A 12,479-nucleotide genomic window follows, 5' to 3' on the forward strand; every position below is an offset into this window, starting at 1 on the left:
GAAGGTTGGCCATCCCAGCCATTCGCGCCAAAGAAGAAATTCCCATCAATTGACAAGGAGGGCGGACCATGGCGAGCGCGGCCCGAAAGCATCCACTCAACCCCGTCGACCCGGAGAACCAGCTCGAGCCGGCTCCCTTCTACAAGGAGCTGCGGGAGAACGAGCCGGTGCACTGGTCGGACGCGATGCATGCGTGGCTGCTCACCCGTCACGATGACGTGATGAATGGCCTGCGTGACCCGAGGCTGAGCGCCGACCGCGTCCAGGTGATGGAGCACCAGTTCCGGTTCATGGGACTGAGTGCGGAATCGGTGGGAGAAATCCTCGCGACCTTCAAGCAGGAGATGGCCGTCAAGGATGGCGCCGCCCATCTGCGCCTGCGCCGGCAGGTCAGCCCGGGGTTCAGTCCGCAGGAGATCGACACCTGGAGGCCGGCCATCCGCCGAATCCTGGGCTCGCTGCTGAACGAAGTGCAGCCCCAGGGCGGCGCGGACCTGGCGGCGGGGGTCTTCTATCTGCTGCCTCCGCTCGTCATCGCGGAGCTCCTCGGCATCCCCTCCGAGGACCGCGAGCGTTTCATGAAGTGGGCCGAGCCCGTCGCTCAGCTCACCAGCCCCGCGGCGGGGATGAACATGGTGGACGTGGCCCGCAGGGCCAACGAGGGCCAGCGCGACATCAACCGCTACCTGACGGCCATCGTCGAGGAGCGCCGCCGTGCGCCAGGCCACGACGTCATCAGCCTGATGCTCCAGGTCCCTCCGGAGAAGGGAGGGATGACCACGGAGGAGGTGGTGGCCAATACCAGCCTCATCCTCTCGGCCGGCTACCTCACCACGACGGATCAGCTCGGCAATGGGCTGTACGAGCTGCTCATCCACCGCGACCAGCTCGAGCTGCTGAGGAAGAACCCGGGCCTGCTACCGTCGGCCGTGGAGGAGATGCTCCGCTTCTCCCCGGCGTTGCCCTTCATCCATCGCATCGCCGTGGAGAGCTTCGAGCTGCGCGGCCGGACCATCCGCAAGGGGGACGTGGTGTTCCTCGGGCTGGCGGCGGCCAACCATGACCCGGCGGTCTTCCCGGACCCGGACCGCTTCGACATCACCCGCGGCGGCCACTCGCAGAAACACATGAGCTTCGGCTTCGGGCCCCACCACTGCCTGGGCTCGATCCTGGCCCGCGCCGAGCTGGAGATGGCCTTCGAGGCACTGATCCAGCGCATGCCGGAGCTGCACCTGGACGAGACGCGGCTGCCGCGCATCAAGTGCAACGGCCTGCTCTTCCGCGGCTTCGAGTCACTCCCCGTGCGGTGGTGACGCGCTCCCGGTCCTCGAAGCTCCTCCCCTTCTCGGGCATTCTTCCGTCCATGGAACAGCCTCCGCGCTTCCGGCCCTACGCCAAGATGCCTGCCTCTGGGGAGCCCAGGTCCCAACCCAGCCCTGGCGGCCCCTGGATTGCGCTCGAGAAGATTCACGGCGCACAGCTCGTCATCGCGGTGCGCGCGGGACAGGTGTGGTTCGGCAAGCGCAAAGCGTGGCTGTCCGAGGAAGAGTCTTTCTTTGGCTGGCAACTCCTGCGCGCACCACTGGGGGCCGCGGCCCAACGCATGACCCATGCGCTGAAGGCCGAGGCCAGCACCGTGTACTTCTACGGTGAGCTGTTCGGCGGACACTACCCCCACCCGGCGGTGCCCTCCGTGCCGGGCCTGTCCGCCGTGCAGACAGGTATCTGGTACGCGCCAGACCTGAATTGGTCTCCTTTCGACGTCCTGGTCGCTCGCGATGACGAGGACGAGGGCACCTTGCTGGCCCACCACGAGCTGGAGGCCGTGGCCAGCGACGCAGGAGTCCTGACGCCGCCCGTCCTCCGGCGAGGGACGCGCGCTGACATGGACACCGTCCCCACGCGCGGCCCGACACGGGTCCCAGGCCTGCTGGGCCTGCCGCCCATCGCCGACAACGTGGCGGAGGGGCTCGTCATCAAGAGCGACCAGCGCGCTCCCCCCAACGCACGCGCCTCCGTCAAACGGAAGATTACGGAGTTCAACGAAGGCCGCTTCGACGAGAGCGAGGCATGGGACCCCCACCAACCGCTCTCCGTGGAGGCCCTGGCAGACTGGTCCGCGCGGCTGGTCAACCCCGCGCGCATCGCCAGTGCCCTCTCCAAGTGCGGACGGGACCGGGTCGAACCCCTTCTCGATGAGGTGGTCCTCGACGTGCTCATGGACCTGGAGCTGGCGTTTCCCCTCGCCTATCGCTCGCTCGACGCGGAGGCGGAAGATTTCCTCTCGGCTCAAATCCGAGAACGCGCCTTGCCGCTCATTCAGGCAGCGCTCGCACCACCCCCCTCGCGATGAGTCACGAGGTCGCCGCAACCCCAGCGCCCACTCCAACCCCTACGCCCAAGCCGAACCCGCCTCCGGCCAGACCTTCCCCCGAGGCGTCGCCGGGCGCGGTCAGGAAGTCGATAAACGCCCGCACGCGGGCCGGCACGTGCCGCCTGGAAGGCATGACGAGATACAACGGCAGTGCCGGTATCGCCCCGTCATGAGTCAGCGCGACGAGCGCTCCAGACGCCACCTCCTGCGCGCAGAAGCTCCTGGGCAAGAGCGCGATTCCCCGGGAGCGGATGGCGAGCATCTTTACCAGCTCGAAGTTCCGCGTTGTGACGCTCCCGGTTTGGACCTTTGCGTCAGAGCGCCGCGATAGCCGATGCGCGGGGTCGAAAATCACGTGCTCCGACAAGCTCGAAAGCGTCCGCGAGGGCAGCCGGCGGGCGACATATTCAGGACTGGCGTGAAACGCGAGGTCTCCTTCACCCAGCTTTCGCGCCACCAGTCCGGCTGCGCCTGGTGCGCCACCTCTGAGCGCGAGATCCAGATTGTTGGCCACCAGGTCCAGGGGCTCGTCGGTGACGAGGACCTCGATCTGGATCGACGGATGACGGTCCGTGAAGGCGCAGAGCAATTCAGTCAAGCCGAGCTTCGGCATATCGATCGGCACGGTCATCCGGATCGTGCCCGAGAGCTCATCCGGGAACCGCAGCTCGGCTTCGGCTTCGGCCAGCTTGTCGAGGGCCTCCTCACAGCGCTCCATGTACCGCCGGCCCTCATCGGTGAGCGCGACGCGCCGGGTGGTCCGATGCAGCAGCCGGACGTTCAGATGCGCCTCGAGCGCGCGGACGCGCGCGCTGACGGTGGAGCGGGGAAGGGAGAGGCGCTGGCTGGCGCTGGCGAAGCTCCCCGAGCGAGCGACTTCCAGGAACGCCTGGATCTGGGCAAGACCGATCATTGAACGAAGATCCGAGACACACTGCGCAAGGACGTCCAACTAATGCGCTGGAGGCACAGCCGCTAGCTTCTCTCTCGTTCAACAGCGGAGGGACCGATGGCGCTGACGAGACGAGAACTGCTGCGAGTCGTAGGGTTCATGGCATGGGGGATTGTCGGCTTGATGCTCGCCCCCGACGCATCGGCCAGGACGAAGGACGGACCGGCGGAGCCTCACGTGGAGGTCACGTGGGTGGGGGGGCCCACCCTGGTCATCACGTTCGGCGATCTCACGATCTTGACCGATCCGACCCTGGGCGAGTCCTTCGCCATGGGCGATCCAAACGATGCAGTGGACCACGAGACCGTCAGGTCGCATCACCGGCTCACGCCAGTCGCCGGCGTCGACTTGCGGCGAGTCGATCTCCTGCTGTTGAGCCACATCCACGAAGACCATTTCGACCAGCAGGCCGCGTCCACTCTCGACCGAGGGCTGGCGGTGCTCGCACCAACGGCCGATGTAGCGGCGCTCCGGACCAAGGGCTTCAGGATGGTGGACGGCCTGACCTGGGGAGAGACTCGCACCTTCGACTCGAGTGCGGGACGGGTCCGGATCACCGCGATGCCCGCGCGCCATTCGAGAGCTCCAGCAATCGCGAAAGCCCTCGGTACGGGGAATGGATACTGGCTCGAGTTCAGCAAGGGCGCCTGGAAGCGAACGTTGTACTGGACGGGTGACACCCTGCCGACCCCCGACGTCGTGGAGGCGGTGAGTGCACGTGGAAGTCCGGACGTCCTGGTGCCGCATGTCGGCGGGGTGGGACCCACCGGCCCCTTCGGACAGATCAGCATGAGGGCGGCGGATGTCGTCACATTGGCTGATGCAATCCGCCCGCGCTACGTGCTGCCCATCCACCACTCCACCTATGCCTTCTACCGGGAGCCGATCCACGAGCTCAGCAAGGCGAGCGAGGGGAAGCCCTTCCGACTGGATCTCGTCGCCGCAGGCCCGACGCTGCGGTATTGATAGCGCTCCTCTGGTAGCGCGCGAAGCAGGGGCTGCATCTCGAGAGCGTTCGCAAGAGCCTCAGGGCTTGATGGTGGTGACGAGCTTCGTCCTGCGGCCCTGGGTCTCCGCAGACTTCACCGCGTCGCGGATCTAGTCGAGGTTGATGGTGCCGACCACGCCGGGGAAATCCTTAGTGGAGGCGATGGCGTCGCGGATGGCCGCGCCCGACAGGTTGGGGGCGCGCTTCATCGCGTCGATGGCGAGCCACGCGGAGTCATACGCCAGGGCCGCCATGCTGTCTGGCACCGCGCCGTAGGCAGACTTGTAGTCCGCGATGAACTTCTGCACACGCAGGCCCGAGTCATCCACCGAGTAGTGGTTGGAGTAGTAGCTGCCATCGAGCGCGGAGCTGCCCAGCTCGAAGAGCATGTTGGACTCCCAGCCGTCGCCGCCGAACAGCGGCACCCTCACCCCCAGCTCGCGCAACTGGCGGGCGATGATGTCCACCTCCGTGTAGCACCCGGGTACGAAGAGGGCCTGCGCCTTCGCCTTCTTGATGGCAATGAGCTGCGCGCGGAAGTCCGTGTCGCCCTTCGAGTAGCTCTCGTTGGCCACGATGGTGCCGCCCATCTCTGAGAACTTCCGGCTGAACACGTCCTTGAATCCCGCCGAGTACTCGCTCTTGTTGTCATGCAGCACCGCCACCCGGTTGAGCTTCAGGTTGTCGCGGGCGAACTTCGCCATCACGGAACCCTGGAAGGGATCGATGAAGCAGACGCGGAAGATGTAGTCGCCCTTCTGGGTGACGGCGGGATGGGTGGACGAGGGGGTAATCATCGGCACCCCGGCTGTCTGGGCCTTGTCCACCATGGCCATGGAGTTGGAGGAGGCGGCGTCGCCAAAGATGAGCACCACCTTGTCCTGGGTGATGAGGCGCGCGGCCGCCTGAGCGGCCTCCTCGGGCTTGCCCTGGCTGTCATAGACGCGCACGGCGAGCTTCTTACCTTTCACCCCGCCCGCGGCGTTGGCCTCCTTGATGGCCAGATCGATGCCCTTGCTCGCGGAGATGCGGGAGGTGGCCTCGCTCCCCGTGAGGCTGCCCACCTGACCGAGGAGAATGGTTTCTTCGGGCGCCGGAACCTCCTTGAGGGGGGTCTCGGCCGGCGTGGGCGTGGGGGCCTGTGTGGCGACCGGAGTGGGCTGCGCCTCCGTCTCACGGACGGCCACCAGCACGGCGAGCACGGCCAGCACGGCGAGGAACAACAGGACGACGGTGCGGCGCATGAGAACGTCCTCCAGAACCACCTTCTAATGCACTCCGCTATCAGTGAACTCCGCCATCCCTGGCATGCCGGGCGGGGACTGATGGCGGCTTCACATTCATGCGCCACGGTGGAGCTGCCCTTGCGCGAGTCACGGGAAAGTATGGGCTGTCGACAAGTACGGGTTTTCCGGCATACCCTCTCCTGACACTCCGTGGGGGAGTGGGCCCGGATGGACCGGGCCTGAGAGGACACCATGAAGAAGCTGCTCTTCGTTTCGGCGGTGCTCGCGGTCTCGACGGTGGCGGTGGCCGGCAGCAGCGGCGGCCAGCAGGTGAACATCTGGACGGACAGCGCCGGCCAGACGAACGCCAACGGCACGTTCAAGGCGGTGCGCAACAGCGCGGACACGCAGCAATACATCGGGTGCTCGCTCTATGCCTATGACACGAGCAGCTTCTCGGCCACCTGCTATGCGACCTCGGCCACGGGCCAGTACGCGTCCTGTTTCACCAGCGACGCCAACATGCTGAAGGTAGTCCAGACGCTCAACCCGGCGTCCTATCTGTACTTCGTGGTGAACGCCGACGGCTCTTGCGACCGCGTCATCAGCGTCAACGCCTCCTATAACCTGCCGTAGGACCCGGAATGAGCGCGCGTCAGATTCTCACCTTCGTGGCCGGAGGACTGCTGGGCGCGGGGGGCATGTGGCTGGCGCTCGGGTCCACCCCGCCGCCGGCCGCGCCGTCGCCGAGCCCGGTGGTGCGCGCGGCTCCAGTGCGGCCGCCGGAGCCGTCCACCGACGTGGAGGCCATCCGTACCGCCGTGCGCCAGGAGCTGCGCGCGGCGGTGGTTTCCGCGCCTCCCGCCGTGCCGGTGCAGCAGCCCGTCGCCGCCGCGCCCGCCCCCAAGGACGAGGAGCAGGCGCACCCCGACGAAGCCGACGCGAAGCCGCCCAGCCCTCACTACGGTGAAGCGCGGCGCGTCGTGGAAGTCGGATTGTCGCGGCGCACCTGGTCCGTGGAGGACAGGGGCCAGTTGCAGATGCTGATGCCCATGCTGAGCTCCGCCGAGCGCGAGGCGCTGGCCAAGCAGCTCATCGTCGCCGCCAACCGGGGCGAGCTGAAGGTGGACGTCGTCGGCCCCCTCTTCTGAGAAGAGGGGCTGGCGGGGGCGGTGGGTTTCGCCGCCTCCCGCTCGCCCGAGACCCCCACAGCTCGGGCGTATCGCTGTCTGGGATTGATTCAGGTCAACCCCCTGGGGCCCTACAGCGTCGTCATCCTCTCGAAGGAGAAGTGACGGACAGTGAATATTTTCGCCCTCCCCCGGTCTGTCGGGGCATCTCCAATGAGGTGCCCGCCATGAAGTCCCTGATTGCCCCGCTGATGCTGGCCGCCGCTGTCCCCGCCATTGCCGCCGCGCGTCCCCTCCCGCTGGGAGGGCACCGTCCACAGCGCCGACGTGGGGGACCAGAAGTACTCCACCGCCGCATGGCTCCCCCAGGAGCCCCGCCGCGTCGAGCAGTTCGAGCTCCACCTGCCCCGCCCCGTGCGCGGCCTCGAGCTCCAGTACATGTGCCACCTCCAGGACATCGGCGACTCCCCGTGGCTGAACGCCGGCACGCCCTGCGGCACCACGGGTGAGTCCCGCCGGATGGAGGCCTTCGCCTTCCGCCTCGCCGGCCCCGCCGCGCGTGACTACACCGTGCGCTACTGGTGCCTCGTGGAGGGCGCCCAGACGCCCTCCGGACCGTACGCGGACGGCGAGCTGTGCGGGACGAAGGGCGAGAGCCGGGCGCTGCTCGGCATGAAGGTCGAGCTCGTCAAGCGGCCCGCCCCGCCCCGGCGATAACCCGGCACAGGTGTCACCCCGATTCGATGATTGCCGGGCGATACCTGTATCGCTGTCTCGCAATGCCCGGCCGGAGAGGGCATATCGGGTCGTGATGAAATCGTGATGGACGAATGAGCCCCTCGTGCGGCTCGACTTCGAGCAATCCCTCAGTGTGGTGCAACGGCCCGCCAGCGTGGGTCCGGTTCGGATGCACTCCTGGAGGGTATCGCTCCCATGACCCTGTCACGGCGTATGGCTTTCTTCCCCATTCTCTTGATGGTCGGCTTCATCTCGTGCGGCACCCCACCCACTCCGGAGCAACTCCACACGGACTCCGTCAGCCTCATCCTCGGGGATGCGAGCTTCCAGGCTCGCTTCGGCCGGCCCCCGACAGTGCACGATGATGAGGAGCTCCGGATCCGCGTCCACCTGGAATATGTGTTGGAGCTGCTCCGGCAGCGCCCCACCTCGCCATGGCGTTCATGAGTGCGAGCGGCCTGGGTCCCTACGCGGCCGTCTCCTTGACGAAGCTCACGGGAGCATCCAGGTCGGCCTCGGCGCTGAGCAACATCGACCTGGGAGTGGCCTGGACCCTGCCCATCCTCTCCAACACCTGGTTCGCGCTCCGTGGAGGGATGCTCCTTCCCACCGGGGACGAGGATGAGGTGGCCTCCTCCCTCAATGCCACCGTGGCGGCGATGCGTCCGACCCAGGCCGTGCTGTTCCAGCCAGGAGCCCTGGGCGGAAGGCTGGGCGCTGCGATGATACTGGTCGGCTCGTCCTGTTCCCTCCGGCTGGACACCGGGATGGATGCGTATTTCCCCTTCACCAAAGCCTTGCAGCTCTCTCCACACTGGGGAGCGGGGTTCTCCTATCGCGCCAACCCCGTCGTCGCCACGCTCGAGATGGCGGGCGCCCGGTATGCGGAGACAACCTCCTCGAGGAGTGAGATGCATCACTCCCTCGGTGGCTCGCTCCGGTTCATCACCGACAAGGTTGATTCGTGGCAGCCGGGTGTCTCCGTCTCGATACCGCTGGAGGAGCCGCTCGAGCGGTGGTTCCTGGGCTTCGATCTGACGATGCGGTACTGACGTCCAATGGCGGTTCACCTCCCCGCTCAGGCAGTGGGGTCTGAGCGGGGAGCGAGTGCTCCAGCCTCGGATGCGAGCGGCTACCGGGTGCTCCACCAGGGGCTGCTGTTGGGAGCCGCTGCGTTGCTGCCCTCGGCCCGCTCGTCTCCGTCGAGCACCCCGTCGAGGTCCCGATCGATGCCCATGCGCTGTCCCGACCCCGGGGGCGTGCAGGTATAGGTCAGCACCCCTTTGCCCGAGGCCACGAGCGCGCGCAGGGCCGCATCGGAGATGGAGGGCACGGCTTCCCGGTCACTCTTGAACTGCCCATCTCCCAGATAGAGGAATCCCACCTCGAACCGGGCGAGGCGGCCCTTGGCGATCAGCTCGCACTCGCCCGCGTCCGCGCGGTCCTTCAGCAGGTGGATGCGAGGCTCCGCGACCGCCTGGTTGTCTGCCGTGAGCGTCACCTGCTGACCGACAATGGGCGCCAGGTTGCTGTCGAACGCCAGCATGAATTGCTCCATGTCTCGCTTGGCTTGGACGCCCGCGGGCGTGTGCGGGATGCCGACGGGGTTCAGCGCGTTCTCATCGAACCCGCTATTGAACCGGAACAGGTCCGGGACGGTGCCGTCGTGGTTGAAGCCAAAGCCGCGGACCTGCTCCCCGAGGAAGGGATCGGGCCCGAGCGTATTGGTGGTGAAGCCCGCGCCGAACATGCCAACCTTCTGGTACAGGTTGCGCAAGTGCGGAATCTTGAAGATCTGAGGCTCCGCGTCGAAGGCCGAGCGGCCGTCCGTTCCAAAGAAGCCGGCGAAAGCTCCCTCCCCCGGGTTGGCGAGTGGATCGATCCGATGGCAGGTCTCGCACGTGCCCTGCGGAGCGACCCGGGCCCCGAAGAAGAAGTCCCGCCCGGCCTGCTGAGCAGGCGTGAGCGAGTTATCGAGGTTCCGGATCGGGTTGGGCGGGTAGGCGACCTGGAGAATGAAGTCGGTGAACTGCTGCATCTCCGTGGCGGAGAGCCGCGCGGACCGCCCGAGCAGGCTCATGAAGGCGGGGTTGAACTTCTTGAACGCGGCGGACTCGTCGAAGACGCCGCTGTTCGGCTGGGAACTGGGCGCATCGTTGCCACCGGTGCGGTCACCGCGCCAGTGCATCGGGCCATGGTTCGCCATGCCCCGCAGACTCTGTGTCACCATCGGCCCCTTCAGCGGGTGGAAATCGGGATCGAGGCCGAGCAGGGGATCGCCGCCGAACGGAGGCAGCAGCGGGACGAAGGGGCCCGGGTTGTTCACCACTGCGTCATCCGGATTGCCCAGGTCCCAGGCCAGGCTGTCGAAATCGCCGAAGATGTGGCAGCTGCCGCAGGACGAGTCACCGTGGCTGGAGCTGCGCCGCGCGTCATACAGGAAGGGCCGCCCCGCCACCACACTGGGAGGCTCGGGGTTGTACATCGGCACGTGAGCCAACTCACCGCGCGTGGAGGTGTCGACGATGGAGATGGCGTTGTCGAAGCGCGTCAGCACGTACAGGCGCCTGCGGGCCTCGTCCAACACCATGCCGGTAGGGCCGCCACCGCTCAGGAGGATCTGATTGGCCGAGCCAGGCACGAAGGTGTCGGCCTCGAGCGCGGCGGTGGAATAGACGCCCAGCCTGGAGGAGCCAAAGGCGGCCACGTAGAGGGTGGTGCCGTCGGAAGTGACCGCCATGCCGAGCGGCTGCGCCAGGCTCTTCTCGCTCTCGGAATTGGGGAGCGGGGCGCAGCACGTGCCGTAATCGATGTGCTTGTTGAGGTGGCGCGGGGTGACGCCCGTGGGGCTCAGCACGGTGATGCGGCTCTCGTGCAGATGCCCCCGGAGCGTGCTGCCGCCGAAGAGACCCGCGCCCTCGAAGCGCAGGTCGTTACGCGCCTCGGTATTGCTGACGTACACCTTCCCGTTCACGGGGTTGACGACCATGTTGAACAGCACCGTGCCCACGCCGGAGTAGAAACCGCCCGGGCCCGTGAGCTTCGCGGGCGGATTGGCGTTGGCGTCGATGACGAACACGTCCTTGTCCGGCAGGGAGAACCTCACCTGGTCATCCCACGGGCGGTTCAGCACGTCGACCCAGTGCTCTCCGTTGAACTTGACGATGAGTCCCACCTCGGGCGCTGGCACACCCGCGAGGCTGAAGTTCGGTCCGGGCACGCCGCCGGCCGCCTCGCCCCCATCGGGCACCTGAAGCTCGCTGAGCGCCGTGGTGCGATTTCCAGAGTGGAAGGCGGCTGCGTAGACACGCGAGCCGTCGGGCGTCACCGCGAGAGCCCGGGGTGTGTCACTGAAGAGGGTGAGGATCGTGAGCGGACTGCCCCCGAGCGAGGTGCCCAGGTGGGCGGCATCGAAAACCCAGACATCGGCCCGGCCAATGCCTGGCGTGGTGAGTTGCGGATCAAAGGGAGCGTTCTGGCCACGGTGGGCGGTGGTGATGAAGGCGCGGCTCTTCCCGGGCCCGGCGAAGACGATGTCCCGAGGCTCGTCGCCCACGAGCAGGGTCCGCACGACAGTGCCCTCCTCTCCGTTCGGGTTGAGCCGCACGATGCTGACGCTGTCGGACAGGTGGTTGACCACCCAGACCTCATCGTTGCCGCGGACCGCGACGGCGACCGGCTCGAGCCCCACGGGTACCGAGGCGCGGTGACGGAGGCCTGGGGTTCCGACATGGAAGACCTCGAGGCGGTTGTCAGGGGTATTGACGGCGAAGAGGAGCTTGCCATCCGGCGAGAGCGCGAGCGGGCGGACCTGTCCGCTCTCGAAGAGCGTGAAGGAGGGGGCCACTGAGGGCACACCGCTCGCCGAAGAGCAGATGAACAACGCCACGATGAGAATGGATTTGGAGATGGCCTGGTTGGCCATCTTTGTCAGTGCCGCCATGAGTTCCCCCCTCGGAACTGGTCAGTGCTACCTGGGGAGGTCTACATGGAGTCAGGGGTCCGAGGGACCTGCCCCGGGGGGCATTTCCTCCATCCTGTCTGTTTCCAGACGCATCGGGTGTCGTGTACTCAATCCGCGCGCTGGCCGGGCCCTCACCAGAACTTCAGGCCTCTTCCAAACCATTCTCCACGGTCTTGCCAGCGAACTACAGCGCAGCACTTACGTCCTTGGAGCTGAACCCGACGCTTTCCTATATCTTCTCATCTCACACTCATCGGCACCCTTGCCGAAGGCGCTCCCAAGGGCCTTGTTGACGTCGGTCGCGTTGTAACCGATGTTCTTCAACAGCTTGGTGGCATCCTCTGCGCCGGCTCGGAAGGCCGACTGCAACGCGGTGCCAACGTCCTCGACGGCATAGCCCGTGTTCTTGAGCAACGCCGCAGCGTCACCGGCAACCGAGCCGTAGGCCTGACCGAGGGCCCAGCCCACCTGACGGGCCGCCCCCACCGTTCTTCATCAGCGTGGCAGTAGCCACCTTCGAGAGCTTGAAGGTCGATTTCAAGACCCCCTCCCCCGACGACCGCGCCCGCGTGCCTGGCGAATTCGATCGCTCCTCCCGCCACGTTCTTCAGCCAGCTCTCGGCGTCCGAGAAAAGGTGCACGAGGTACTTCTCGGGCGCGTCGATGCTTTGATGCTTGAGCCAAGTGACGAGGAGCAAAAGAGGGCCGCTGGCGGGGGCCGCCCGAGTTGTGAGCCCGGCTGGCCGGTGGGCGCCCTCGATGGCATAACGAATTTCCTCCAGCTCAGCCGAGAAGCCGGTGTGTTCCATCTGCGTTCCTCCTCGGGTGGATTGGATGAAGACACACTGGCCAAGCAGCCAGAGCATCAGCGTGGATGACCGCCAAGATCCTTATGCCGAAACACGGGCTGTTTTGATGACCCCACAGATGACGCTGCTGAGAGCGGCGAACATACAAGCACCCAGAGTTGTTAGCCCCGCTGGGTATCCCCTAGGCCCGGTTACCTATCAGGGGGTGGCCATCATCACGGAGAACCTTCATGACTCTGGGTTGGACGGCAGTACTGCTGGTACTCCTCGCCGGGTGTGGATCAGCCAACTTCGGAGC

Annotated in this window: 12 protein-coding genes and 1 pseudogene; 9 read left to right on the plus strand and 4 right to left on the minus strand. The window is 66.5% G+C overall.

The window, feature by feature from the left end; genetic code table 11:
* Positions 1-68: 68 nt before the first annotated feature.
* Both DAT35_RS13320 and DAT35_RS13325 read left to right on the plus strand, forming a co-directional pair.
* A complete protein-coding gene (locus DAT35_RS13320) occupies positions 69-1,313 on the plus strand; it encodes a cytochrome P450 (protein WP_108067374.1) in 1,245 nt (414 codons plus the stop codon).
* Between the two features lie 50 nt (positions 1,314-1,363).
* Positions 1,364-2,353, plus strand: coding sequence for an RNA ligase family protein (locus DAT35_RS13325; RefSeq protein WP_108067867.1), 990 nt, complete (start codon positions 1,364-1,366; stop codon positions 2,351-2,353).
* A 1-nt stretch (position 2,354) separates the two neighbouring features.
* On the opposite strand, the gene DAT35_RS13330 is transcribed toward DAT35_RS13325, so the two are convergent.
* The gene (locus DAT35_RS13330) at positions 2,355-3,287 is read right to left on the minus strand and encodes a LysR family transcriptional regulator (RefSeq protein WP_146209692.1); all 933 of its coding nucleotides are present in this window, start codon (positions 3,285-3,287) and stop codon (positions 2,355-2,357) included.
* Between the two features lie 96 nt (positions 3,288-3,383).
* On the opposite strand from DAT35_RS13330, the gene DAT35_RS13335 reads away from it, so the two are divergent.
* A complete protein-coding gene (locus tag DAT35_RS13335; protein ID WP_108067376.1) occupies positions 3,384-4,292 on the plus strand; it encodes an MBL fold metallo-hydrolase in 909 nt (302 codons plus the stop codon).
* A gap of 60 nt (positions 4,293-4,352) precedes the next feature.
* Here the strand turns inward: DAT35_RS13335 and DAT35_RS13340 are convergent.
* Positions 4,353-5,558: pseudogene (locus tag DAT35_RS13340) on the minus strand (ABC transporter substrate-binding protein).
* 234 nt (positions 5,559-5,792) lie between these two features.
* Between DAT35_RS13340 and DAT35_RS13345 the strand changes: the two are divergent.
* From DAT35_RS13345 to DAT35_RS13365, 5 genes are all read left to right on the plus strand, one after another.
* On the plus strand, positions 5,793-6,176 hold the full coding sequence (locus tag DAT35_RS13345) for a hypothetical protein (protein WP_108067378.1): 384 nt from the start codon (positions 5,793-5,795) through the stop codon (positions 6,174-6,176).
* Positions 6,177-6,184: 8 nt separating this feature from the next.
* A complete protein-coding gene (locus DAT35_RS13350) occupies positions 6,185-6,691 on the plus strand; it encodes a hypothetical protein (RefSeq protein ID WP_108067379.1) in 507 nt (168 codons plus the stop codon).
* A 255-nt stretch (positions 6,692-6,946) separates the two neighbouring features.
* Positions 6,947-7,387 carry a hypothetical protein gene (locus DAT35_RS13355; protein ID WP_108067380.1) on the plus strand — a complete coding sequence of 147 codons (441 nt, stop codon included), beginning with the start codon at positions 6,947-6,949 and terminating at the stop codon, positions 7,385-7,387.
* 216 nt (positions 7,388-7,603) lie between these two features.
* Positions 7,604-7,855 (plus strand): hypothetical protein, encoded by a 252-nt coding sequence (locus tag DAT35_RS13360; protein ID WP_158501686.1) that lies wholly within the window; start codon positions 7,604-7,606, stop codon positions 7,853-7,855.
* Entirely contained in the window at positions 7,843-8,460 is a 618-nt protein-coding gene (locus DAT35_RS13365; RefSeq protein ID WP_108067382.1) for a hypothetical protein, read from the plus strand. The genes DAT35_RS13360 and DAT35_RS13365 overlap by 13 nt, the downstream gene beginning before the upstream one ends.
* A gap of 80 nt (positions 8,461-8,540) precedes the next feature.
* Here DAT35_RS13365 and DAT35_RS13370 read toward each other — a convergent pair whose 3' ends face one another.
* Together DAT35_RS13370 and DAT35_RS13375 are read right to left on the minus strand one after the other, a co-directional pair.
* Positions 8,541-11,351 carry a YncE family protein gene (locus DAT35_RS13370; protein WP_233261455.1) on the minus strand — a complete coding sequence of 937 codons (2,811 nt, stop codon included), beginning with the start codon at positions 11,349-11,351 and terminating at the stop codon, positions 8,541-8,543.
* A gap of 219 nt (positions 11,352-11,570) precedes the next feature.
* On the minus strand, positions 11,571-11,840 hold the full coding sequence (locus DAT35_RS13375; protein WP_146209694.1) for a hypothetical protein: 270 nt from the start codon (positions 11,838-11,840) through the stop codon (positions 11,571-11,573).
* A gap of 56 nt (positions 11,841-11,896) precedes the next feature.
* Between DAT35_RS13375 and DAT35_RS58115 the strand changes: the two genes are divergently transcribed.
* Positions 11,897-12,250, plus strand: a complete 354-nt coding sequence (locus DAT35_RS58115) for a hypothetical protein (protein WP_146209695.1) — start codon at positions 11,897-11,899, stop codon at positions 12,248-12,250.
* Positions 12,251-12,479: the final 229 nt, after the last annotated feature.

This window comes from Vitiosangium sp. GDMCC 1.1324 (assembly GCF_003044305.1).
In the GTDB taxonomy this organism is placed as follows: domain Bacteria; phylum Myxococcota; class Myxococcia; order Myxococcales; family Myxococcaceae; genus Archangium.